We start from the raw sequence: 24,743 nt of genomic DNA, 5'->3' as shown, positions 1-24,743 counted from the left end.
CCTAAGAGGTTAATCCTTTAGGATCTGTAACACAATATGACGAGTGCATTTGCATTAGGTTCGGCTTTACATAAAATCTCGTCTTGCCGGAACCTGAGCCACCGATAACCAATACATTTTTGTTACGAGCATATTTAGGATTAGCCGGTCTGCCATTCATGGTTAATCGTTCTGTTTGCGTAAGCAGGATATTGTTTTGAAACTTTTCATCCATATACGGCTCAATATCCTTCTTCGTTCCCCAGAGAGCGTTTTGTCAAGTACCTTTTTTGATTTATTGACGCTTTTATTTTGAAAAAATAAATAAGAAAAAACAGCAAACCTTTGTGATTTACTGTTTCTAAAATTGTTCTATTCAATTAGACAAACTGAGATTTATCAATTTATTTTTCTTGATTAGAAGAATTATCGTCATCTTTATTCTTATCTTTATTTAAAAAAGATCCTCCAATAGCTATAAATGATGACCCTAAACATAGAAAAATTGTAGCCATAATATTTCTATTTGTTATAACCGTAGCCGCAAAAAAGCTTATTGCACCTATAAAAAAGCATATAGCACCTACAAAAAAGCATATTGCTATTGTTTTATTCTTATCCATAAATATCTCCTCAACAAGTTCTAATTTGTTTCACTAGAAACTTTTGGTATTATATCATATTTTACTTAGTTTTACAACCCTAACTCTTGCTTCTTTACCTGTGTTAGTTCCCTGTTTTCTTGCAATAATTTTTCTATACAGCTTCTGACACTTTCAGCTTGTGCCACTTCTTTTCGCAGGTCATTCTTTCTGTTTAATCGCGAGCAAAGAAAAAACAGTAAACCGCTTTTAATTTACCGTTTCTTAAATTACTACATTCATTTAGACAAGCTGTAATTTGTCAGTCTGTTGCCGATACGAGCATTACTACATATCTGTTTAGAGTCTTATCATAGACACTCCAGCAGCATGCTCCATACCATTCATGCCCGGCATCAAAAAAATCAGACCAGTCTGTTGTCCATTCATAGATATCAAGTGCATCGGTACCGTTTGGAAACAAAGCTTCATTCACTTTTTTAAAATCTTCCGGCTTGTTTCTTCTGCCGTGCACCGGTTCCATCAATGCATACCGGTAAGGAACCGTAGTTCCAAAGTTCTCGTCGTTTGGTTTCCACTCAGCATCATAAAAAACGTTGCCATAATAATCAATCTTTACAATATTCGGACAGTAGAAAAAATCATGTGGATTCAGCGGCGTCGGTTGCGCCTTATCAATGTCATAAACCAAAGGGTGCAATTTATCAGCAAGGTTATCACCAAACATTATTCGTGCGTTTTCTTTATTCTCTATGCTTTTTTCAACCAGCCGGTCAAAGACAACACGCAATGCTTCCCTATGAGATTTCATCTCCTCATAAGGCTTATCATCACATAATAAATGATAGTCAACCTCACCGACTAAATGATATTCGGTATCCGAATCATATTGTTTTATAAATTCATAGAAAGCGTCATTATCTATTTTTTGCATAGTACATACCTGTAAACTGGGAGTTATTGATTAATACACTCAATTATTGGTTCGATATATTTCTTATCAGTCCAGTCACATTTTTTATCTTCGGCTGCCATTAATGCCCTTTCCCATATTTCGTAATCAGCAGGAGCTTTCTTTGCAACAGCCTTCCTAAGTAAATTACACAATGTTCTATCCCTGAATGACATTGTATCCATATCCCACGCCCCCCGACAGTAAAAGACAGGAATATCAGATAATGTACCTTTCATGTTATGCGATCTGATTTGTTGAAATGCATTTTCTTCATACGGGGAAGCACCACAACAAAATACAATTAACTTCTTATTTGATAACTGCTTTATATTCTTTTTCAGAAATGACAAACCGGCAATTCCAGAAGCATATAATCCGCCGCCGAAAATAATTATATCATAGTTTAGGATATCGTTAATTACTGCTTTTTTCGTTTCAACACAAGAAAAACCTGTTTCTTCTGAAATCCAATTTGCATATTTCTTTGTAGCTCCATATTTTGATTGATATAGGATTATTCCGTTCATAAATTCCTCCATAAATTCCAATTTACCTATCTCTACGGACTTAGATTTGTGTTCTAATTTTTTGACTTATTTCTATTTATCAATTCTGTTATCACGGAAATAATTATCATTGCAATGATGACACTCGTCCATATTATCCACATATTACTTGTTGCTCCGCCACCGGCATCAATACCATAGGTTTGAAACATATTTCCCAATACAAATCCGATTGGATATGAAACGGCAAATACAAATGGTATTATTTTCAATTTCGTGAAGCAAAAAATAATCATTGCTAAAAAAATGGGCAAAAACAATATAAGAGGAATTTGCTTCATCCCGTGTATTTCAAATAATGCATATCTGATAATGATAAACGAAATAAGCAGTATAAATAATGACAACAAACCGGTCCTGTTAATTCTTTTCATGCTATCACCTCCACAAATTATCATTTACCTAATGCGTTTCCCAATTTTCATTTTCTTACGCCATTCCGGTGCCAATCCATCATCAGACCAATATTCATCCATATCAATAATCAAATTATCCTCAAGATGGATAAAACTTACTACATGAAAAGACTCGCTATTATCTGTCGGAAAAACTCGACAAGCTAAAATAATGATATCTTCATTTTCTTCAACTCTCTCTATTTTTCCGTTCCAATTCCCCGGATATTCACAATTTGCCCTTATATACTCATCTAAGGTAAAAAACTCATTTGTGTAATGCCATTTTATAACGACATTTTTTTTGAAAAAATTCCTAAGTTCTTCCGCATTTTGTGATAAAACCGTTTTGAAAAATCTATCTATATCCATGGTAATCACCTCAAAACCAATTTACTTTTTCTTCTCTAAATAAAGGCGTTTCACTCTCTTTGTAAGGATTGTAGTTATTGCAATTACAACCAAACTCTTTTAATGCTTTTATCTTATTATCGGCTGTCCAAACAATCAACGAGATACCGTCAAACTCTTCAACTTTCCCCTCATTCATTTTGCTTTTGAAGTGCCATTCTACAATAGTTTGATTATCCTTATGAAAAAATTGCTTTATATCCCATTCAAATACTTTTCCTCTTGTATTCCACTCATTAAACCAATGCTTTACGATTTGCCGATTTTCATACTTAGGACACCAACTCTCAATATAAATTACATCATCCGAAAAAATATCATCTATTCCTAAGTCTTGTTGTGTAAGCCACATATCAAACCATAAACGAATGATTTTCTCTTTTTCATTCATAATTTTAAACACCTCCAAAATCAAATGCTTATTTAATATTATACCATATTTTCAATTAGTTTTACAGGTCTAACTCATTCCTCTTTACCTGTGTTAGCTCTCTGTTTTCTTGCAGTAATTTCTCTATGCAGCCTCTAACAGTTTCAGCTTGTTCTACTTCTTTTCGTAGGTCATTCTTTTTGTTTAATTGCGAGTAACAAAAAAAACAGTAAAGCGCTTTTGATTTACTGTTTTTTGAATTGCTATGTTATAGCTTTTATTTAATTGTTTGAATTGGATAAACCGGAAGTTGTCTAGAATATATTATATTTTAAAAACCAATACCAAAAGTTTTATGGGATACTTTTAAACCTATCATTTCCCAGAATTTTAGTCCAAATTTCACAAAATTAAAAGAAACTGATGTTACAATGTTCTCTGACACTATATATCCATCTTCAACGGGTTGATTTATGCATTCATTCCATTCTTTCATTTATTCTAACGTAAAATTTTCTTCTAATAAATCAATTTTATTAGCTCCTATCATAAACGGTTTACCAATAAGTGAACCCTCTTTTAAAAATAGAATAGGAGCTATTGATATTGCGCCAATTATTTTATTTTTAAATTCACTTATAAAGTTTATGATATCTTTATCTTCTAGAGCTGAACGAATATCACGAGCTCCTGGTAATAAAAGACTGTCATATTCATATAAATTCAGTTCATTAATTATCTTATTTGGTAAAACATCTAATCCTTCTTCACTTTTTACTATATCTTTAGTTTTTGCAAAAATATCAATATTCTTTTTTCTAATGCTAAAATCTCCAATGCTACACTTATTTCAAAATTACAAAACTGATCATATATTAGAACTGCAGTTTTTTTCATAAATTACCACCTCCTTAAATTCTATTTTCCAAAATTCTATAAACTGGAAGTTAGCTAAAATATTTTTTCAAACACTTCACATACCATAGGTGCTTGTTCATAAAACTTTTTCCCTATGCTCTTATACTCATGATAAAAGAAATCATCATGAACCTTTCTCCAATATTCATAACTTCTATCACCTTCTCCTTCATGCCATGCATGTTTCGGTGTAATTAAGTAATAAGGCATTATATATACTACCTTTGTTTGCGTAATACATACTGGATCTCCAGAACCATCTAAAATAATATTATATTCTCCTACTTGTGGTACATGTTCTCCGCTTTCATATAGTTCATATGCTGAAGTTGTAGCTGTCTTAACATTGCTATTAACTAATTTAGCTAATTCATCAGCCATTTCTTTAGTATTTCCAAACCACCAAGCTTCATATTTTACATCTTTGGATAACTTCTTTTCATCACAAAATTTATTCCAAAATTCCTTTACTTTATCGCTCAATTAAATCACCTCCCCAAATTCTAATTTGTTTCACTCAATATTTATAATATTATACCATATTTTAGCCCAGTTTTATAGGTCTAACTCATTCCGTTTTACCTGTGTTAGTTCCTTTGAATGTTCCTGTAACTGCTTTATACAGTTTCTAACACTTTCTGCTCGCTCTACTTCTTTTTGCATTTCTAAGATTTGGTTGTATAGGTTCTTTTTCTCTTTCTTCAAAGTGCCTACTTCCAATTTCCACTTAGATATATTTAAAGTTTTGCTTTCTCCTAAATGTTCTTTCAAATACTTCCTTGCACTTTCAAATAAAATAATCTCGGCGGTATGCTCATTGTAGAAATTATCCTGTTTACTTTTCTTCAGCTTGATATAGGCTTTGTAGGTGTCTTTATGCTTCAAATATTTTTCTGCTTGGTTGATAAGCTGTACTTTGTCATTGATTTTCTTCTCGGTATCTTTCAAGGCTCTTGTTGTATTGTAGTTCTTACCTCTTAATGCTGATATACTTTCTTTCAGTTCAGATCAGGAAGTGATGTTTTTTTTAAGTACTGATAACTTTCAATATAATTTTTTAATTCGTTTTCATTCTTTCTTTTTAATTGCGAGAAAAGAAAAAACAGTAAGCCGATTTAATTTACTGTTTCGTAAGTCGCTATGTTATTGCTTTTATTTAATTGTTTGAGTTCGACAAACCGAAAGTTGTCTATTTCCTTGCTTTTTCGTTTGTATGGGCATAATAAATCATTTTCGGATTGTAGCTCATTATAAGTTCCCAATCTTCTTTCAGCTTAATATTTTCATCATACGCATCAAGATATTCAATGGGTTCTAAGTCTCCTACAAAACATGAACCATCATCTAAAATCAAGGAAATACTATCCGGACTATGACTTGTTGTAGATATAATTTCTCCCTCTATTCCTATACCTTTAAGAATGTCTCTGCTATTTTTCTCGCTGAAAATAATAGCCTTATCCGCATCTATCGGTTCATATTTCAATTTTTTTTCTCTATTAAAAATATAATCCGAAAAATGAATATGGGGATATTGTGTGTCCATCAATAGAAGTTTTACACCTTGCTTCATCAGTTCACTTACTAAACCTATATGGTCAGGATGATAGTGGGATGCCAATACATATGTGATATCACTAAGATTAATTTTATGCTTCTTTATTTCCTTATAAAAAGCCTGCATTGTGCCCGCATAATCAGTATCAAAAAGTAAATTACCGGTATCTCCCTTAATTAAAAAAGTGTTTGTATTTCCATATCTTAATTTAGTTATCATCTCGCTCCTCTCTCTCCTCACACCCCACACAACTTCTAATTTATCTCTCTACATAGTTAGTAATATTATATCGTTTTTAAGCCGATTTTTCTATCGCCGGATTTCTTACTCACTCTAAAATCTTTAGATAGAAATAGATAAGGAAAAGAACAGATACAAAAGCCGTCTATTTTTCCTTATTCTTTTAAATATTCTAAAACGGTAATCAAATCAATTTAATTATATCCTGCAAGTTTCAAATTAAGTAAAACCGGCAACTCCATTAAATTATCTTGCTATTAGTATGTTGTCATTTTCATCTAAACGGTCCACAATCGTAAACGCATAATACGCAAGATTTAAGTTGATGCTTCCGAACAGAGGAAACACCCAATCTCCTTCAAGCGGAGAATTCCAGACAAAATGTATTATAACCGGAGTTAAAATGAAGCCAAATGCTTTAAGTCCGGAAATTGCAGTACTTTTTTTAATGAGAGCGATAAGGCCTACTGCGAACACTACGCCGAAAGCAGTATGACTGCCGAGAGCATTGGACACCCTTTCGAAGGCTATCGAAAATCCGCTGTTCGTCTCGCCGAAAGTACTCTGAAAAATATAAGCCCAATCCTCCAAAACCTGAAATCCGAAGCCGGAAATCATTCCGGACACAAAAGCTTCTTTTAATGAAATCCCTCTACATAACAAGTATACCAAAAGTACGACCGCTCCCTTTGCAATCTCCTCTGTAAACGGTGCCGTCAAAGCCGCTCCCCAGCTGTCAAGTATTTCCTGCGGCACCTTTATGCAAAATAAAAAGTATGAAATAAGCGAGTTCCCTTCGCCGCCCAGATACAACGGCAATGTAAATCCGAGTATAAAGCTGAGCAAAACCACATTACCGGATACTTTTAATCTATTTACCGAATAACGTATAAAGAATGCAATCGGCACGGCATACAACAGCACCGTACCTGAAGCAGTCAAAAACGCCGGAAATAATGCTGCGGCCTTGTCCTTCTCCGCAAACTGGCTGAAATAATCACGAAAACCGACAAATATCAATGCTACGGTTATGATAACGAGCAACTTGTGTCCGTAATTGTTAATAAATTTCTTCATATAAAATCCTCCGCCTTCACACTTTATTTTTTATCTCATCAGATTTGTTTTTTAAATATAATTCTATATATTCCATTTTTAATAAATCGTAACCATTACATTTCCAGTAGCTTCTAACACTTCTTTATAAAATGCCTTCATATTTTGAAAACAATTCATTAAATCATCTTTTATGTCATCGGTTTCTTCTTCATAATCCCAAATATCAGGATATAGTTTTGCTTTTTTACATTCTTTCATGCTGAAATTTTCCATAGCTTTTTCTATATCAAAACCATCAAGAGCTGACACGATGTCCGCTATCTTTGATTTTTCCGTATAAGCGATAAACTCTTCTACATCATCAAGCGAAGACACACCTACAACAGCTTCACTTAACGGATTTCCTTTAATCGAATCATCACTGGCATGTCCGGTTAAAACAAAATGAAGTACGTCCCACATTTTGTCTAAATCACATAATATCTCCGCTTCTTCATTCCAATCTTCCACTGCTTCGAAGACCTCATCGTCTTCCGCATTGAAATTTTTAAGTGATTTTAATTGCTCGTCACTGATTAGCTGATAATTTGCTATCATTCCCATTTGTATTACCTCAAAAAAATACTAATAGGAACCTCTAAAAACCTCAGTTTTTAGAGGTTTTCCTTAAGCTTATTTGCGATGTTTTTATTTAAGTCATTATATTGTAAAGACTTAAATAAAAACTCGTCGGGTACCTCTAAAAATCTAACAGAGTTTTTAGAGGTACCCTAATGTTATTTCTTAAATCAATTTATATAATTATACCATGTTAAAGCATTTTTTTCTACCTACGGTGCCTTATCAACTATACTTGCAAGAGCATTTTCCACAATTTTTTTGAAGTTTTACTCTCTATATTTTTTATTTGTTATTTTTAACTCTTTCCGTTACCTTTTTCATCAATTTATGTACAAACATTAGATTAAGCAACATTGCAATAACGCATAGTATAGATGAAATTACTATATCAATAAGTGAATATCCACACGTATGGGCCGCTTTATTTATTAAAAATATGTTTATCGGTAAAAGCATTATACTTGTTACTAATGCGGGAATATACCTTTTAATTATAATGCTTTGAATTATATGAATAAGTAAATGTAAAGAAAAGGCAATAAACGCTCCAATCCACACAATATATATACGAAAATAAATACTTACACCGGTTACGGTTATGCATAACAAATATTCCTCTAAAACGGCTACCGAAAAACCTTCATTACTGAAATTTTCGCACAGCATTGAAAGTTTGTTGTATTTTTTAATAATATCCGTATTTTTGTCTAACCATATCCTAAATCCTATTATTTCTTCCATCTCATGAAACATAAAAATAACAGGGAACAGCCATAATATATTTTGCAATTTTTTATCTCCTTTGTCGTGATTAGTCATTCAATCAAACTCACCTCTCTTATAACTTTTGATTTACCTATCTTTAAAAACTGAGATTTATTTCTTTTTCTTCGGTTTTGGTGCCGGTAACTCATCATACATTGAATTGAATAATCCGGTTAAAAATTCTTTGTTATCTACCTCATCTACCAAAAGCATTTCCTTTGCTCCATCATATGGTAACTCATACTCTGCATTCGGCATATATGCTATTGCAGATTTAACAGGTTTAACTAAAAATCTATCATCATAAATTCCACCTACGATTTTGCCACGATAGTAGATGATATATCCGCCCATCATCGCTTTGTATGTTATTTCTTTCAATTCGGATAATTGCTCTAATATGAAATTTAAATACTCCTTGCTTGATGCCATATTACTCTCCTGATTTATCATCAAAATTTCAGCAATCCATTTTCATCAAATTGAAAATTCGGTCCCCATGGAACTTCCCAATAGTATCCGTCTAAATCCGAAAAATACGCGTGATATCCACCCCAGAAAACTTCCTGCGGCTCTTTTACAATTTTTCCGCCTGCTTTTCTTACTAATTCAATTACAGTATCTACATCTTCTTTATGTTCAACATTGTAAGCTAATGTAATTCCTGAAAATCCGTTTCCTTTTGGCGGATTATTTTTATCAATATCTTTTGCTAATTGTTCCAAAGGAAACAGTTCGAACTTTGTTCCCGGAGTATCAAAAAAGCATACCGGCGGATTATTTTCTCTGCAATCAGTCTTATATCCTAAACCGTCTCTATAAAACTTGATTGACCTTTCCATATCTTTAACACCTAAACAAATACAAGTAATCTTGTTCATCGTTACCTCCTCAATTCAAATTTACCTCTGTTAAATAATTACTAATAGTATATCGTTTTTAAGGCATTTCTTCAATGATAGTATTTTTGATAGTATTTTTTATTTGTCTCCCCAAAGCCAATACCGTTTTCATATCGGATACCGTACCTGTTCCGAAAGGATTGAGCGATGTGTTCCCTGTAATAGTTTTATATTCTTTTGGTCTTGCTTTAAATGATATACTATCTTCTTTAGTTTTTATATCCAGATATACCAGCTTATCGTTTACAACTTTTATTTTACATGACAGGATTTTTCCCGACATAACCTCTTTTTCATTTTTCCGGATTCTTATACTGAGATTATCTAAAGTTACAATAAATTTATTTGCTGCATTTTTCCTAACTTTCTTAATTAAAAAATACGTCAGATAAAGTGCCGGTATAAATACAAAAAATTTAAAGAGTAACGGTAAGGTTTTAAAAGAAGCGTACATTTCCAAATAAAATAGCAGCAAATACGTTGTCAACACAGGAAATATAATACTTACCGGAAAGCATAATCCCATAATCATATCATCTTTTGATGTTCCCGCTGTAAATTCAAATTTTTTCATTTTTGTTTTATCCGCTTATATCATCCTTCTACAATTTTTAATTTATCCGATTCGTAACATTAACCGCTTTTCAATGATAAAATCCCACGGACAAAAAGATACACGCCTATTATGCACAAAACTATAAATGTAAATACGGCAATTCCAAGTATCACATTTGCCCATGTATGTCTTTGTGCGTATTCAATAACAAAAGCACTTACGGACACAATAGAAAGAAAATAACCCGCAAATATTCCGATTAGCCAAATGAATGGAACGGCATTTATCAATTGTGTTGAAACATCTTTTTCTGCAAGATGATTTATAAAAATAAAATAAGAAAATATAGCTGCAAAATAGCAAAATATATTGATAACGTATAGGTACCTAAGGGCATGATGCCTGTGGAAATATATCATTACCGTTAGAAGAATTACCATAATTATCGGCACATATAGACGCCATAAAGCATAATCATCATTTACAATAATAATATTCACCTCTCAATCAAATTTTTATTATAGAATTATACCATTTTTAAGGCATTTTTTTCTACTGTTGAATTTCCGCTTAGCCTCAAGTTTTTAGTCGGCATAGGGAAGGAAAAGAACGGAAAGGAAGAACAAACACAAAAGGCTATTCTTTTCCGTTAAGATTTTTTCTTCTCTCTTATTCTTTCTTTTTGATTTTAAATAACAAAAAACAGTAAACCGCTTTTGATTTACCGTTTCTTCAAGCCTCATATTATTATGGAGTATTACAAATCAAGTTTCATAAAAATAGAATTGTCCATTGGACTGTTATTATAACTTTCTATCCTGTAAAAACCATATTTTTCATACAATCTTATTGCAGTTTTTAAAAATGGAAGAGTGTCTAATAGCATATAAGAATATCCTATATCTCTTGCTTCCTTAATAATCTTTTCAACTAAAATGTTTCCTAAATTTTTACCTCTGAATTTTTGTCTTATATAAAGACGCTTCATTTCACAGTTTTTATTGTCAATCTTTCTTAATCCAATACAACCCGCCAACTCTTCATCATAATAAAGTAAATATAGCCTACCGTTAGGTATGCCATACTTTTTTTCCAAATCACTTATTTCTTCATCATAATTTTGAATATCAAGGTATTTTTTGAATGACTTATCATTTGAAATTAACATCTGAATGTATTCTGAAAATAGAACTCTTACTTCTTCGGGCTTGTCGTATCCATATATAATTTCTATACTCATCATTATCCCCCGGCTTTCTTTTATTCTAATTAAAAATATTTACCGTTTATTATACCGTTTTTAAGCCGATTTTTCTACCGTCGGATTTTCCGCTTACCCTCAAATCTTTAGTCGGCATAGGGAGGGAAAAGAACGGAAAAGGCGGAAGCAAAACAGCCTGATTATTCTTAATTCTGTTTGTTCGGAGTGTACCGCCTTTAGCAGCTTGTGTTGAAAGGTATCCTTGCTGCCGGGGTTAAAAATATCTCGGTTCCCTCATCCGTATCAGTTCCAAAACCCTGCTCGTAAAAGTGTAAATCCCAAACCTATCCGTAAGCGGGGTTCTTAGGGGCGGAGCCTCTAAGCAGACGGAAAAGATAGGAGGGGTTTGGGGAGGGAAGAAAACCCGTTCTGCCGGGGTGCCTTCCCTCCCCAAAATCAGCCCCTAAGCCGTGCGGGAAAGAGAGAGGGGGTCTAAGGGGGAGAGAGAAAACCATGCTCGGAACGGGGTTCTCTCTCTCCCCCTTAAAAAAACCATTTTTTTCCCTCTTTTCCTTTGTTTTTTCCGCAAAAGCGTGCTATAATGTACAATGATGAAAACAGTGAAAAATATAGACAGTACACACCGCCTAAAACATACTCAACAAAACGCCGGGCTTCCGCATGAAAAAAAGCGGCTGGGTACTTGACAAACTCAAAACGCGCCCCATAATTTACTCGACACTCGACACTCGACACTCGACACTCGACACTCGACACTCGACACTCGACACTCGACACTCGACACTCGACACTCGACACTCGACACTCGACACTCGACACTCGACACTCGACACTCGACACTCGACACTCGACACTCGACACTAGCATAAATCATACCCAAAAAACCGCAATATCCGACACGGATATCCGCACCGCCATACTTTTTCACATTTTGCTCAGACAAAACGTAAAGATAAAAAACACTCATATTTCCGCCCACAACCGCTCTCCTCCCCATGAACAATTAACAATCGGCACATCAACGATCAAACACTATATATCCGCACAAGCGGAAAGGAGATTTTTTATGAAAACATTTAAAACAACAGGATTAGCACTGATAGTGCTATTGGCAATGACAGTCCTTTCCATAGGCTGCCCCAACGTCTCAGGAGTAAAGCCCACAGACAGCGGAAACTCAGGTACCGGAGGAGGCACAGGAGGCGGCACCGTCCCGCCTACGCCCGGCCCCTACGTAAAAGTCCCCTATGCCGACCTTGAAACCTACTTGAGGGACACCGCCTCAATCGAAAAGCTAAACTACATCGAAGTAACCGGCCCCATACCGAAAGAAGCTTTTAAGGGAAGCGACGACAATCCGGGAGAGTTGGGACAAAAACTTAAAGACCATTCGGATAAAAAAGTAGCCCTTAAAATCGCAGCCTACCCCGCAGGTCTTACCAGTATGGAAAACTGCTTTGCAGACTGCACCGGTCTTACAACGGCACCGGCTATCCCCGAAGGCGTTACCGATATGGGCTGGTGTTTTTATGGCTGCAAAAACCTTACAACAGCACCGGACATCCCCGCAGGCGTTACCGTTATGTCCGGCTGCTTTTCAGACTGCAAAAACCTTACAACAGCACCTGCTATTCCCGAAAGTGTTACCGATATGTCAAACTGCTTTGCAGGCTGCAAAAACCTTACTAGAGCACCGGCTATCCCCAAAGACGTTACCGATATGGAACGCTGCTTTCAAGACTGCACCGGCCTTACTACCGTACAAAACATTCCCGTAGGCCTTACCAATATGGGATACTGCTTTTACGGCTGCACAAGCCTTACTACAGTGCCGGACATCCCCGCAAGCGTTACCGATATGGGATACTGCTTTTACGCCTGCACAAAGCTAACCGGCGTAACGCTCAACTGCAATTACAGTGCCGGCAAGTTCGACAGTGCCTTTACAAACTGCGGCAATCTGGCAGACGGCAGCATAAAAGTACCGCAAGACCAGCTTGACAAATATAAAGCCGGCGCCGGCGATATGGGCACCGCAAAGGAAAAGTTTGCGGCAATCGCCCCGTAACGGGTGGAACATAAGGACATCGGCAAAGCAAACGCCTTGTCGATTAACAAAACAAACCGCAAAGCTCGCAGAGCACGCAAAGAGACAATAGAGGACGTGCAAAACACAAGCACCCCGAAAATCTTAGCGCCCTCTGCGCTCTTAAGCGGTTAAGAAAAAACGGACATCGGCAGCCGTACAATCAATTGATTACTCGACTACCGATTCGCAAACCACCCCCTCGTACACAAGCAAAGCGCGTCAGCGCCTTTGCCGCAAACCTAAGCGGGAGCGGACAGGACGTCCGCCGGAACAGCCCCGGCGCGAGTTTTGTGCAAACAAAACTCGGAGTAAGAATTGTACAGGACGTACAATTCTTACTCACCGTGCGGGAAAGAGAGAGGGGGTCTAAGGGGGAGAGAGAAAACCCTGCTCGGAACGGGGTTCTCTCTCTCCCCCTTAAAGGAGAATAACTATGTCCAAAAAAAAGTACGTGTGGGAAGTATACCTACGACCCAACACATTGACAAAAGAAAATGACCGCGACTGCATCGCCGACGTACACGCACATGCAGACACACAGCACAACAGCGACATCGCCGACATTATCACCAAAGAGCGCACCGAATTCCGCAAGGAAACCATCTTGAACATTCTCGCAATGCGCGACAAGGCGGTTAAAGACCTTATTCAAGAGGGCTTGAGCTTTATGGACGGCTTAGTGCAAATAAGCCCGCGCGTCTCAGGCGTATGGGAAACCGAAAACACCGCCTACGACGAAAAAGTACACAAGCGCACCGTAGACCTCATTCCCACCGCCGACTTACGCACCGCCCTTGACGCAATCGGCGTAAAAGTACTCGGCGCAAAAGAACAAAGCGCCCGCATAACCGCCGTAACCGACACCGCAACCGGCTTAAAAGACGGCACGCTCACCATCGGGGACGACATCATCATCGACGGCGAGAAACTGAAAATCGACGAAACCGACAGCGCGCAAGGTGTCTTCTTCAAAGCCGCCGGCGGCACCGAATACAAAACGACGCGCCGCCTCTCGGTAAACAACCCGAGCCAAATCATCGCCCGCGTACCCAAAGAAGTGCCTGCCGGCGCGGTAACGCTCATCGTGCGCACAAAGTAGTCAGGCGGAACAAGCCCGCTTAAAACCGTCCGCGAAATCGTATACGGGTACCCGTGCGAGGCGAAGACATAAGGCGAAGTCATAAATTGAAGCGTTTTTTGAAGACCCTTCAATACGGCGAGTGGACACCCTTCAATAGAGCGAGTGAAGAGGTTTCAATACGGCGAGTGAAGACCCTTCAATAGGGCGTACCGGAGGACATCGGCAAAGCAAAACGCCTTGCCGATTGGCAACACACCCCCTCGCACACAAGCAAACAGCGAAGCGCATTTGCCTGAAAAACCCGCCGGGGATTCCAAAGGGGACACCCCTTTGGCAGCGTTGAAAAGGAGATAGGGGGTCGTAGGGGGAAAGAGGGAAACTTGCGTCTGACAAGTGTCTCTCTTTCCCCCTACAAAACCGAAGGGGTCTAAGAGGAACCTTCCCCTTACAACACGGTTCGCCTCTCCCCCTTATAAGGACATCGGCAAAGCACCCCCGATATTGCTTTGTATCATTTTTATAATCTCCAGTTAGCGGCCCGCTCTCTCGCCTTGATAAATGCCGAGTAAATACCTTCCTTATTTATCAAATCGTTATGCTTGCCTTCTTGAACCAGTTTGCCGTCATCAATTACTAAGATTTGGTCGGCTTTTTTTACGGTAGAAAGTCTGTGAGCTATGGAAATCACCGTATGCCCTTTGGACAGCTCCTCAATCGCCGCTAAAATCTCGTATTCATTTTCAGGGTCAACCGAGCTGGTCGCTTCATCCAAAAGAATAATCGGCGCATTTTTAAGTAATGCTCTGGCAATGGAAATTCGCTGCTTTTCTCCGCCTGAAAGGGAACTGCCTCCCTCGCCGACCGGAGTGTTATAGCCGTCGGGAAGTTCCATAATAAAATTATGGCAGCGCGCCTTTTTAGCGGCTTCAACCACCTCTTCGCGACTTGCATCGGGATTTGCAAAGCGGATATTGTTTTCTATGGTATCTTGGAAAAGATACACATCTTGAAAAACAAGCGAAAGATTTTTAAGTAATTTTTCAACCTTATAATCCCGTATATCCTTATTGCCCAATCTGATTTCGCCGCTATCGATATCGTAAAAACGGGATATTAAATTGATAATTGTCGTTTTCCCGGAGCCTGACGGCCCTACGATAGCTGTCTTTGAGCCTTGCGGAACGGTAAATGAGATATCTTTTAGAACGGGATTTTTTTGTCGTAGCTGAAACGTACCTTGTCAAAGACAATATCCTGGTTTTCCATGACTTCTAAAGTACCGTCGTTTATTTCGGGAATATCTAAAACCTCATTCAAATACTGCATATTGGCGGGATTTTTAACCATCAGGATTGCCGCATTTTCAAGTTGTTTTAAACCGCCGAAAAGCATAAAGCCCGCCGCCGAAACGGTGAGCGCCTGTGGCAATAATACTTCACCCTTCGTATAAAGATAACAGGAAAAGAGTGTAACAAGCAGGCTCGAAAGATTGATAACGGTAGAAAAAATTCTCGCATAAATAACAAAAACCGTCTCGAAATGTACTTGAGAAAGTCTGAGTTCCTCGGAAGCGTTTTTCAATTTAGAATGAATTTCTTCCACAACCCCTGCATCCGCAAACGGAAAACTGCGAAGCACGGGAATACCGCAAATACCGTCAATAAGAGCGTCGCTCACCTTGGTAATTGCAGCGTGTTCACGTATAACCTCTTTCTTAGCCTGATGTACCATAAGAGATACGCAGAGCCAGATAAGTGTTAAGCATATAAGGGTTAGAAATCCGATTTTAGCATTTACACCGAACATCCCGATTAAAAGGAAAAAGGAGAGTGAAACACCGGAAAGACTAAAGTCAATACTCATTGCAGAGTACATTTCGAGGCTTTTCATAACATTGGTAAATGCCGCCATAATTCTTGAAAGACTTTGTTCGGCAAAATAACCCATAGGGGCTTTTTTTAACTTTTCGCCGACCGTAAGCCGGTAATCCTTAAAAATTCCGAAAAAAACGCCGTCGCTTAGACTGCTTTTTGCCCAGCCCGTTAAAAAATTAAAAAAGAAAGAGGCAAACAATACTGCGAAAATCGTCCGAATATGAGCGCCGGTCGTTTCCCCCATCCAACCGAATGCAAGAAAGAGCGCAAAAAACCCGAATAAAATCGAAGCATTTTGCAGAAAAATAAGGAACATTCCCGCTTTAAGACGATTTTTATACTGTCCTGCTAATTTAAAAGATAATGTGATAAACTTCATATGTTATTACTCCCCTAAATATTGTTTCCAAAGATTTGCATAGAGCGGTTCTTTCATCAGCTCATCATGTCTGCCCTTGGCTATAATCCGCCCTTTATCAATTAAGATAATTTGGTGTGCCTGCTTAATCGTGTTCAACCTGTGAGCAACTATCACAAGATTTTTTCCCTTTACAAGATGCGATATCGCTTCTTGAATGAGCGCTTCATTTTCGGGGTCTGCATAGGCGGTCGCCTCATCTAAAATAATGGTGGAAGCGGGCTTCAGAATGGCTCTTGCAAGGGTGATGCGTTGGCGTTCTCCGCCCGACATTGCGCCGCCCGCTTCGCCCGCCTTTGTGTTATACCCTTCAGGGAGCGCCGTGATAAACTCATGGCAATGCGCAGCCTTTGCCGCCGCAATAATCTCCTCTTCAGTCGCATTCGGTTTTCCGAGACGAATATTATCCCTGATACTTACATCGAACAGGAAGTTATCTTGAGAAACGAAAGAAATCTCTTCGGCAAGCTGCTTAAATGAAATGGATTTTGTTTCCGCACCGCCGAGAGAAATTATGCCCGATGAGGGGTCCCAAAACCCTGCCAAAAGCTTTGCAATTGTCGATTTTCCGCCGCCTGAAGGACCTACAAGCGCAGTTACCTCACCCGGCTTGGTCTCAAAGGAGATATCGTGCAGCACCTCATTACCGTCAGTATATGAAAAACTTACCTTTTCAAATTTGATTCCCTTATCAGCATCGATAGCAGCTCTATGTTCCGCATCGGGGCGTTTTTGAATAGGCATATCAAGCAATTCTTGTATATGCCCCCAGTTGCCGGAAGCCATCTGAAAGAGTTCAAAGCTCGTCATTAGTGCAAAAGCCTGCGGCAGTATGGAAATAGGAAGGGTAAGGGCTAAAAGCAGGGTTTCAATACCTATTTGACCCTGTCCGTAAAAATAAAAGGCTAAGGGCATACTCATCAGCTGCGGCGTCATCATCGCCGCAGTCATCAAGGCTTTACCTAACCAGCTTTGTTTCCACCACTTCATCGTGGAAAAATGATAGAATTTGACCGCATCGGCAAATTTTCCGTAAGAGAGCTTATCTTGCGCAAAGGCTTTGATTACCGGAATTCCTCGAACATATTCCGCACTTCTATCGGCAACATTTGCATAACTCGAAAGCCAAACAGCCATTCTGCCGCGGTATTTATACATCATCGCCGCCATACCGGCAATGACAATCGGCAAGGGCGCAAAAATCGATAAACCTATACGCCAATCGAAAAAGAATAAGATGATGATACAAAGCGCCGGATGTAATAGACGGCTCGGCAACTCCGGCATGAGATGGGCTACCCAATCTTCCATATCCGACACTCGCTCCATAAGAATTACCTTAATCTTGCCGACGGGATTATCCACCAAGTACCCCATTGGAATGACTTTCAATTTTTCAAATAGGGTCTGTCTGAGTTTTGCAAGTATGGAAAAGGATGTTTTATGCGAAATGGCTGTGCTGAATCCGGTACATATAAAATAAAGCAGTAATGAACCCATTGCTAAAAAAGCATATTTCAAAAGTTCGTCAAAACCTGCCGGATTGTTGCCGGCTCTTTTTATAAGCCAACCGGCAGCATAAGCGCTAAAGAAATAGGTAGCAAAGCTAAACATCTCTCCGACACAGGCAAGAATAACGGAAAGGCGCATCCTGCCCTTGCACTCCGGAGCAACACTCATAAGAGCCTTGCTCAAACCGCCCATACTGATTTGTGCCTGCTTTTCACTTTGCTGCACCTCATTCTTAATCCGCTTCATAATCTCATTGGGAATATCGAGGTTTAAACTTTCGACTTCCTTGATTAAATCTTCGGTTTGCTTGGCCTTCTTGCCGTCCGAAGTACGGTCAAGCATTTCGTCAAAATCGGTTTTTTTGTTATTCATATAAATCGCTCCTCTTGTTGGTTTATGCTAACTTATAGTTAAAAAAATTATTTTATTTTGCCTTTATTATAGCTTTCAATAAACAGCTTTACTATTTCTACAAAGAACTCTCTGTTATTGATAAAGTTTTCCCGTGCTCCGTCCAAAATTTCGCAGCCCAGAATAATCGTATTCATAAAAAAGAGTAAAAAATCGTCGGTAAGATATGTATAGCTTTCTTTTTTTATCCCTTTAACGCCGGTATACGCAGTTTTTAAGGATTCTTCAACCAAAACCGGAAATAAATTTTTTAGCTCCTCATTATTTTTTTGAGCTTGGAGATAGATGGCATATACGCTCATAAGCTCACTTTCGTCGAGTATTTTATCGACAATCATCTGTGCTGCGGCATTTTCATCTAAAGCTTTCGGATAATCCGCTAAAAATTCATTAATCTTCTCTACGCGATACGCCATGCCTTCTCTCATTAAGTCATGTAATATTTCCACCTTATTTTTGTAATGGTAATACACGCCTCCTCGAGACAGTGATGTTTCGGTAATAATATCTTCCATTACCGTGTCGGCGAATCCTTTCGTTAAAAAGACCTTTTTTGCCGCATCCAATATCTCTTTTTTTCTGACCTGACCTACTTTTTGTTTTGTTTCTTCCAAAGTAAACCTCTCCTTATAAATAAAAACCGACAATTTTGTCGGTTTTTATCATAGCGATAATTTAAGTTATAGTCAACTAACTATGTAAATAATAGTTTTTATTTATGCCGTTTATTATCCATAGCCTTTTGCCGGTATCTTTTGCGGGTTGTCAAAGCATTTGGTTTTTCATTCTTTCGCCTTGCTTGATACTTTTCCTCACGGTTTTCCCGCTTTGTCGGTTTTTTTACATTTCAGATAATTTCCGTGCAACCTGTCTTTTTTCTTTTTGAGTATTTATTCTTTTATGCCTTTAATTTAGGAAATTCAAATCAGCTGGTAAATTTTTATATATTCGCTCTAACTCTTCTCGTTCGAATGATTAAAAACAGGTGAAGAACTCTGCCTTATACTTATTTTGTAATTCAAATTCTTTTTCTGTTATATAAAAAGTAATTTCATTTTTTTTTCTTATCATCAAATTTAATATTTTTTTCTTGCGAGTTATTTTCTAATTTTAATTCAAAACGAATCAGATTTTTATTATTAGGATTTTTTATTAATGTAAACAAAATCTCATGTATATCTATATTATATGTTTTAGAAATATACTCTTGAATTTCTTGATAATCTTCTTCTTTAATTTCACTGTTTATCGGAACTTCTTGCTCTGCTTTGTATTTTTTATAATAACCGACAAAAAAATTGAAAATACAATTAAAATCATTAAAAAATACATTTTTGTTCCTAAAACCCGACACACTTAGTTGTGCGTATAACACCTTTTCACCCTATCCCTATTATATCCCACAATCCGTTATTCACTCAACCTAATCTGCCGGAAAAATTTTACAACATGACTTTCTACCATAATAAAACTCGTACAATCAATACCTCAAAACCGAATTAGACCTGTTTTTATTAAGCCGCTTCCATCAGGCGGAGGTGTGTAGTGCAGGCTGCATAAACTGCTGAATGACGTAGTGTTTACGTTCAATTGATTTTATCTTAAATAAAGCAGGCTGAATCGGTAAAAGTAGATACATCTGATGCATATCGTCTTAAAACATAACATCGGAGATACGGTAGCGGGAGGAGGGTAGTGCCGAATGTTTCGGAAGCCTTTTGAAAATCGGTGAGCCGAAAACACCTCTATTAAAAAAATAAAGTTACAGAGTATACAGAACGGCTGATAAATCCGTAAAGTCATGTATCAATAATCTTATTTAAATTTCGGCGAGAAAAACAGTAAAGCGATTTAATTTATCATTTGTTGAATATGTACATATAAAATCGGCGTTTTAGCAATTATCGAATTGCGAAAGTGTTGATTTTGTGCATGTTTTAAATGGAATGAAAACGTGTATTGAAATAATGCGAGTTTTGCAAAAATAAGTATGTAAGCAAAACTCGCTGCGTTTTTAATCGGTGTAACAACAGCGGTTAAAAGAAGTCTACCTTTTTATTTATCGGGACTGTTAGAGTTTCAAAGTAGGCGTTTCGCATAAATTTCTAAAAACGCTTTTTAATTGGTTACGGATTTGCTTTTTAAGAATAAATTCTCCGTCCTTGTCGAGTTAATCCTTATGTTCACGGTTATTCATCTAAGAACTTCATTAAAAAATCGGCAATTATACATGCGGGCTTTTCTTTTGCAAGGGCTCCGGACGCTTCAGCCGTTTTTTTCAGCTTTTCGGGGTTGTCTAAAAATTCTTTTACGATTTTTGTAAAATTATCGGAAGAAACTTCATCTCCTTTCAGTACGGCTGCAGCTCCGTTTAATTTAAAAAATTCTGCATTTTCAATTTGGTCCCCTCTGGAACTTCCTTTTTCCAAAGGAATTAAAATCATAGGTTTTCCCGCCGCCGCGGATTCCCAAACAGTGTTTGCTCCCGCTCTGGAAACTATAATTGAAGCGGCTTTTAAAATATCCGGCATTTCATCTTTTATAAAAGCATACGGTTTATAATTTTTACATATAGACGGATTTAATTCCGCCGCCTGCGACTTTTTTAACTTTTCCGAAATTTCTTTTCCCTGCTCAATATTTTTTTCACCTGTTTGATGAACTACTGTAAAGTGTTCCGCTAAAAATTCTATGGAATCAAAAATAAGGTCATTTATTTGGCGGGCGCCGAGGCTTCCTCCTAAAACCAAAAGAATGGGTTTATCCGAGTTCGCTTTTATAAAATCTCTTCCTTTTTTTTCGTCTGCGGAATAAAAAGAAAGTCTTACCGGGTTGCCCGTACAAACCGCCTTTCCTCTGACAGCCTTACTCAATTGATTTATTGTTTCGTTATAGGAGGTCAAAATATGAGAAGCGAATTTGGAATTAAGTTTGGTTGCAAGACCCGGAGAAAAATCGCACTCATGTGTAATAATAGGAATTTTTAAAAGTTTCGCCGCGGCGCAGGGCGGTACCGAAACAAAGCCTCCTTTTGAAAAAACAAAAGCGGGTTTTAATTTTAAGAGAATAAAAAAAGATTTTATAAATCCCGCCGCCGTTTTAAATATATCTATAAAGTTTTCCAAGCTGAAATAACGCCTAAGTTTTCCGGCGGGTATACTTATGAATTTTAAATTCGAAATTTTTTCTTCGGATTCAACAATATTTTTATCCGCACCGCCGTTTGAGCCTATCCAGTAAATCCTGTAATTTGTTTTGGAGCTGAAAATCTCCGCTACGGCAAGACCGGGAAAAATATGACCGCCCGTTCCTCCGCCTGTAAAAACAACACAATTCATTTTTTCAGTTTATCACAACGTGTATGTTTTGAAAAGTGCCGGACCCCGTATTCCCTGCTAGACTAAACCTTTTTTTTCGTGTAAATTTAAAGCTATGGGAAGACTTAAATTATATATCGATTACGTTAAACACCAATTGCAAAAAAGAAAAGAAGCAAAACAAAATCCGCAAATAGATACCGAAGAAATAAAACAGGAAATTTGGGAAGCGGATTTTTCAAAAAAAACACAAGCCCGTTTTTAATTCGTCCGATTTAAGCGTATATTGCGTTGTCGGCAGCCCGCATAAAAGGAAGTTCACAGAAGATTATGAAAAAGAAATAAGTTCTCATCGGTTCGGTTTTTAATTTCTTCTATTTCTCCTCTTTCCCATAGTTTATCCGATACTTTTGCAAAGAAGTTTTCATTAAAATTTTTTGATTTTTAATCAATTCTTTCAATAGTAAGCAGTTTATTCTCCTTATATTAATTATACCAAATCGGTGTATACTGCATAAACCGTATCCTTTTTAGAGGCAATAGCGTATAATCTGTCTTTTACTATAATCATCTGCTGATAGACCGTTATTTTGTAATCGCCGAATTCGAGCGCTTTAACTAATGTGCCGTCTTTTCGGTGTAATAAAATCGGTTTATTTTTCTCGTTGGATAATAATACATAATCCCGATAAAACAAAAAGTTTGAGGTTCCCCTGCTGTTATAATTATAGACTGTACTGCCGTCTAATAAATTAACCGCCCAAAACTTCCCGCCCTTGCCGTCCGTTCCAAAATACAAAATGCCGCTTTCCGCTTTGACTTCCGTATATAAATAAGCGCCGATTTTCGTTTTCCAAAGGATTTCACCGGAGCAGCTATTTCGGCATGCCATCATAAACGGAGAATGCATATAAACTTCCACATTGCCGAACGGATATATTTTGCGGTCATTATATATTCGAGCAATCGGCATCGGCGGCTGCCCGATTTCCACTAAGCTTGTATCGGAAACTTCAATCAGCTTTGCAATCGTTGGGGCAAATCCTTTATACGCTTTGGTATTTAAAATGATTTTGCCTTTCTCCTCATAAAGTTCCGAGTCCAAAGCGGAAACAAATCCCTGCTCGTAAAAACACAAATGCGTTTTGCTATGTTCTTTAAAATTTTCTGAGAACAAATCAAGTAGAATATAATTCGGCTTCCTTTTATCCTCCGCGGATTGTTCCGCGCCGGCAAAGCTAAAAGCGCAGTGCAGGACAGCTATTTTTTCTTTTATCCTATAAATACCTATTATGTTATGAGCCCTGAATGAAATTCCTTCTAAAAGTAACGGATATGCTTTCATCTTAATTTCCTCTCTTCGGTATTCTTGCCGGTTCGCCGCCGTTCTTTTGGGCCGGCTCTCCGTATTCCTAAAAATCCCGTACTTCGTCAAAAATCTGCAACAGCTTTTCTTTATCGACCTGCAATGATTCCGGTAGCAGTTCCAAAAGTTCGGTTAACGCGAAATAAATATCCTCCCGCTCGACCGTTTCGATAAAATATTTGCGTTTGTCCATTTTATTAAAGGATTCGGTGTATGCCCTCACTAAAGTTTCGGCGGTCAGGGCAGCTTCCGGCGGAGAGCTTTGTTCCAATTTTAGTATTTCCGCCCTTGTCTTTCTGTACAAATCGGCCGCTTTCTTGGCGGTGGCCTGCGGAATATTTTCCTGTCCGTCCCAAGAGCGAAACGGATTGTCAAGGTTTTGTGCCAGCCATTCCGGTTTTCGCGGCTTTTGTATCCAAAGGTTAAGCCCCGCTTTCTTTTTGTAAAGCTGCTTGGCTCTTTTCGCCGCATCTTCCGGCAAACTGCTCATCCAAAACCAGTTTAAGTTGGGTAAACGTTCAGGCTCCGGAATGTCCTCGGCGGAAAAGCCGAATAAATCATTGGTGGTAAGTCCTTCAAGTTTTGTAAACTTAGACATCATAGCGAAGTTAGAAAGAGTTCCGGGCTTACCCCATAGCCGCAGTTCCCTCAGTCTTGGGTAAGCCGCTGTAATTTCCGCTATATCGAGTTCGGAAATTCCGCTGCAATGCAGATTTTCTAGCCTCTCTAATCCTTGTACTTTGGGAATTGTTTTATTTGCCGTTAAAAGCAGCCTTGCTCCGTTTTCTGTAGCGGATATTTTACAATTCTTCGTCGTCTCGCCTAGCAGAATAAGCTGTTCTAACTCATCATTCAGATAAAGCTCTTCGACGCCGTTCATATCAATGGAAAGTTTATGCAAATGCGTGCCGGCAAAATTCAACGTCTTTTGCTGATGGTTTTCAAGTACCAGCTCATCCAAAAACGGACAGATTCGCAAATATTCATACAAATCGGCATGCCACCTTTTGCAAGACAAATAGGACAGGCAGGGAAATGCCTTTAGCTCCAACGCGCTTTCAAAGGAAATCGAATCATCATATAAACAGCGCTTGGAAACACTCCATTGCTCGCCGGCGAATTCAATCTTTTCCTTGCTTTTATCCGCCTTTTTAAACGCGTCCCTTTGCTCCTTCGGGATTTCCTGCCATTTAAGCTGGCGATACACGTCATATCCGTTTCCCCAAAAATAAGTGTATGAATCGGTACTTTCATCGGTTAGAGGTGTGATATTCCCTGCCAAAATATAGTTTGCGGGTATCTCCGGCTCGACATTATCCAAATGCAAGCCCCTTTCCCAATACATAAAATCCTTATAAAGAGGCTGTAGCGTCGCTAACTCTTCCTCTTTAAGCGGCTGGTCGCCTGACCAATCCAGAGAAAGAAGGACTGCAAACAGCTTTTCCTCCTTATTTTCTATCTTCGTTATCTGACAAGCCGTATATTTTTTTTAGATATGAGTTATAAACGCAAAATACATCTCCGCTTTTAGCTTTCATTTTTTAAATTCTCCTTGA

28 protein-coding genes and 2 pseudogenes are annotated in these 24,743 nt (G+C 37.9%); 3 read left to right on the top strand and 27 right to left on the bottom strand.

Going from position 1 to position 24,743, the window contains the following annotated elements:
• Position 1: 1 nt before the first annotated feature.
• The 19 genes from DYQ05_RS11520 to DYQ05_RS11430 form a co-directional block, all read right to left on the bottom strand.
• Positions 2 to 214, bottom strand: a complete 213-nt coding sequence (locus tag DYQ05_RS11520) for a type IV secretory system conjugative DNA transfer family protein (protein ID WP_022524448.1) — start codon at positions 212 to 214, stop codon at positions 2 to 4.
• Between the two features lie 169 nt (positions 215 to 383).
• Positions 384 to 602, bottom strand: a complete 219-nt coding sequence (locus DYQ05_RS11515) for a hypothetical protein (protein WP_020966194.1) — start codon at positions 600 to 602, stop codon at positions 384 to 386.
• Positions 603 to 882: 280 nt separating this feature from the next.
• Positions 883 to 1,515, bottom strand: a complete 633-nt coding sequence (locus DYQ05_RS11510) for a hypothetical protein (RefSeq protein WP_020966193.1) — start codon at positions 1,513 to 1,515, stop codon at positions 883 to 885.
• Between the two features lie 23 nt (positions 1,516 to 1,538).
• Entirely contained in the window at positions 1,539 to 2,063 is a 525-nt protein-coding gene (locus DYQ05_RS11505; protein WP_024465435.1) for a flavodoxin domain-containing protein, read from the bottom strand.
• Between the two features lie 53 nt (positions 2,064 to 2,116).
• Positions 2,117 to 2,476, bottom strand: a complete 360-nt coding sequence (locus DYQ05_RS11500; RefSeq protein WP_024465436.1) for a hypothetical protein — start codon at positions 2,474 to 2,476, stop codon at positions 2,117 to 2,119.
• Positions 2,477 to 2,500: 24 nt separating this feature from the next.
• On the bottom strand, positions 2,501 to 2,869 hold the full coding sequence (locus DYQ05_RS11495) for a nuclear transport factor 2-like protein (protein WP_252723376.1): 369 nt from the start codon (positions 2,867 to 2,869) through the stop codon (positions 2,501 to 2,503).
• A gap of 10 nt (positions 2,870 to 2,879) precedes the next feature.
• Positions 2,880 to 3,299 carry a nuclear transport factor 2 family protein gene (locus tag DYQ05_RS11490; protein ID WP_206183465.1) on the bottom strand — a complete coding sequence of 140 codons (420 nt, stop codon included), beginning with the start codon at positions 3,297 to 3,299 and terminating at the stop codon, positions 2,880 to 2,882.
• A 475-nt stretch (positions 3,300 to 3,774) separates the two neighbouring features.
• Positions 3,775 to 4,059, bottom strand: coding sequence for a DJ-1/PfpI family protein (locus DYQ05_RS14520; RefSeq protein WP_353934603.1), 285 nt, complete (start codon positions 4,057 to 4,059; stop codon positions 3,775 to 3,777).
• A 170-nt stretch (positions 4,060 to 4,229) separates the two neighbouring features.
• Positions 4,230 to 4,679 carry an ASCH domain-containing protein gene (locus DYQ05_RS11480; RefSeq protein WP_020966189.1) on the bottom strand — a complete coding sequence of 150 codons (450 nt, stop codon included), beginning with the start codon at positions 4,677 to 4,679 and terminating at the stop codon, positions 4,230 to 4,232.
• Positions 4,680 to 4,751: 72 nt separating this feature from the next.
• Positions 4,752 to 5,144: a hypothetical protein gene (locus DYQ05_RS11475; RefSeq protein ID WP_225969219.1), complete on the bottom strand. Its 393-nt coding sequence runs from the start codon at positions 5,142 to 5,144 to the stop codon at positions 4,752 to 4,754.
• A gap of 241 nt (positions 5,145 to 5,385) precedes the next feature.
• Positions 5,386 to 5,973, bottom strand: a complete 588-nt coding sequence (locus DYQ05_RS11470; protein WP_024466415.1) for an MBL fold metallo-hydrolase — start codon at positions 5,971 to 5,973, stop codon at positions 5,386 to 5,388.
• Between the two features lie 267 nt (positions 5,974 to 6,240).
• On the bottom strand, positions 6,241 to 7,071 hold the full coding sequence (locus DYQ05_RS11465; protein ID WP_206183464.1) for a PrsW family intramembrane metalloprotease: 831 nt from the start codon (positions 7,069 to 7,071) through the stop codon (positions 6,241 to 6,243).
• Positions 7,072 to 7,149: 78 nt separating this feature from the next.
• Positions 7,150 to 7,650 carry a YfbM family protein gene (locus DYQ05_RS11460; RefSeq protein ID WP_252723564.1) on the bottom strand — a complete coding sequence of 167 codons (501 nt, stop codon included), beginning with the start codon at positions 7,648 to 7,650 and terminating at the stop codon, positions 7,150 to 7,152.
• 306 nt (positions 7,651 to 7,956) lie between these two features.
• A complete protein-coding gene (locus DYQ05_RS11455) occupies positions 7,957 to 8,463 on the bottom strand; it encodes an HXXEE domain-containing protein (protein ID WP_206183462.1) in 507 nt (168 codons plus the stop codon).
• 87 nt (positions 8,464 to 8,550) lie between these two features.
• Positions 8,551 to 8,871, bottom strand: coding sequence for a TfoX/Sxy family protein (locus tag DYQ05_RS11450; protein ID WP_206183461.1), 321 nt, complete (start codon positions 8,869 to 8,871; stop codon positions 8,551 to 8,553).
• Positions 8,872 to 8,891: 20 nt separating this feature from the next.
• Positions 8,892 to 9,320, bottom strand: coding sequence for a VOC family protein (locus DYQ05_RS11445; protein ID WP_206183460.1), 429 nt, complete (start codon positions 9,318 to 9,320; stop codon positions 8,892 to 8,894).
• A 58-nt stretch (positions 9,321 to 9,378) separates the two neighbouring features.
• The gene (locus tag DYQ05_RS11440; RefSeq protein ID WP_206183459.1) at positions 9,379 to 9,915 is read right to left on the bottom strand and encodes a hypothetical protein; all 537 of its coding nucleotides are present in this window, start codon (positions 9,913 to 9,915) and stop codon (positions 9,379 to 9,381) included.
• Positions 9,916 to 9,974: 59 nt separating this feature from the next.
• On the bottom strand, positions 9,975 to 10,397 hold the full coding sequence (locus tag DYQ05_RS11435; RefSeq protein ID WP_206183458.1) for a hypothetical protein: 423 nt from the start codon (positions 10,395 to 10,397) through the stop codon (positions 9,975 to 9,977).
• Between the two features lie 257 nt (positions 10,398 to 10,654).
• Entirely contained in the window at positions 10,655 to 11,137 is a 483-nt protein-coding gene (locus DYQ05_RS11430) for a GNAT family N-acetyltransferase (protein WP_024465443.1), read from the bottom strand.
• 1,048 nt (positions 11,138 to 12,185) lie between these two features.
• Between DYQ05_RS11430 and DYQ05_RS11425 the strand changes: the two genes are divergently transcribed.
• Positions 12,186 to 13,187 carry a leucine-rich repeat domain-containing protein gene (locus tag DYQ05_RS11425; protein WP_206183457.1) on the top strand — a complete coding sequence of 334 codons (1,002 nt, stop codon included), beginning with the start codon at positions 12,186 to 12,188 and terminating at the stop codon, positions 13,185 to 13,187.
• 454 nt (positions 13,188 to 13,641) lie between these two features.
• Positions 13,642 to 14,379, top strand: a pseudogene (locus tag DYQ05_RS11420) (DUF4469 domain-containing protein).
• Between the two features lie 427 nt (positions 14,380 to 14,806).
• Here the strand turns inward: DYQ05_RS11420 and DYQ05_RS11415 are convergent.
• The 6 genes from DYQ05_RS11415 to murG all read right to left on the bottom strand — a co-directional run bounded on the left by DYQ05_RS11415 (position 14,807) and on the right by murG (position 21,842).
• Entirely contained in the window at positions 14,807 to 15,448 is a 642-nt protein-coding gene (locus tag DYQ05_RS11415) for an ABC transporter ATP-binding protein (protein ID WP_252723563.1), read from the bottom strand.
• Positions 15,449 to 15,489: 41 nt separating this feature from the next.
• Complete coding sequence (locus DYQ05_RS11410; protein ID WP_206183456.1) at positions 15,490 to 16,542, bottom strand: ABC transporter transmembrane domain-containing protein; 1,053 nt, start codon at positions 16,540 to 16,542, stop codon at positions 15,490 to 15,492.
• A 6-nt stretch (positions 16,543 to 16,548) separates the two neighbouring features.
• Positions 16,549 to 18,465, bottom strand: coding sequence for an ABC transporter ATP-binding protein (locus tag DYQ05_RS11405; RefSeq protein ID WP_206183455.1), 1,917 nt, complete (start codon positions 18,463 to 18,465; stop codon positions 16,549 to 16,551).
• Between the two features lie 47 nt (positions 18,466 to 18,512).
• Positions 18,513 to 19,118, bottom strand: a complete 606-nt coding sequence (locus tag DYQ05_RS11400; protein WP_206183454.1) for a TetR/AcrR family transcriptional regulator — start codon at positions 19,116 to 19,118, stop codon at positions 18,513 to 18,515.
• A gap of 437 nt (positions 19,119 to 19,555) precedes the next feature.
• On the bottom strand, positions 19,556 to 19,879 hold the full coding sequence (locus DYQ05_RS11395) for a hypothetical protein (protein ID WP_206183453.1): 324 nt from the start codon (positions 19,877 to 19,879) through the stop codon (positions 19,556 to 19,558).
• Positions 19,880 to 20,693: 814 nt separating this feature from the next.
• Positions 20,694 to 21,842, bottom strand: a complete 1,149-nt coding sequence (murG, locus tag DYQ05_RS11390; protein ID WP_020966171.1) for an undecaprenyldiphospho-muramoylpentapeptide beta-N-acetylglucosaminyltransferase — start codon at positions 21,840 to 21,842, stop codon at positions 20,694 to 20,696.
• Positions 21,843 to 21,936: 94 nt separating this feature from the next.
• Between murG and DYQ05_RS11385 the strand changes: the two genes are divergently transcribed.
• Entirely contained in the window at positions 21,937 to 22,086 is a 150-nt protein-coding gene (locus DYQ05_RS11385; protein WP_020966170.1) for a hypothetical protein, read from the top strand.
• A 225-nt stretch (positions 22,087 to 22,311) separates the two neighbouring features.
• Here DYQ05_RS11385 and DYQ05_RS11380 read toward each other — a convergent pair whose 3' ends face one another.
• Complete coding sequence (locus tag DYQ05_RS11380) at positions 22,312 to 23,166, bottom strand: PQQ-binding-like beta-propeller repeat protein (protein ID WP_020966169.1); 855 nt, start codon at positions 23,164 to 23,166, stop codon at positions 22,312 to 22,314.
• 67 nt (positions 23,167 to 23,233) lie between these two features.
• Positions 23,234 to 24,725, bottom strand: a pseudogene (locus DYQ05_RS11375) (gliding motility protein).
• Positions 24,726 to 24,743: the final 18 nt, after the last annotated feature.

Origin of the sequence: Treponema pedis (assembly GCF_017161325.1) — a bacterium.
GTDB classification, from domain to species: Bacteria; Spirochaetota; Spirochaetia; order Treponematales; family Treponemataceae; genus Treponema_B; species Treponema_B pedis.
This window is presented reverse-complemented; position numbering and strand designations above follow the sequence as displayed.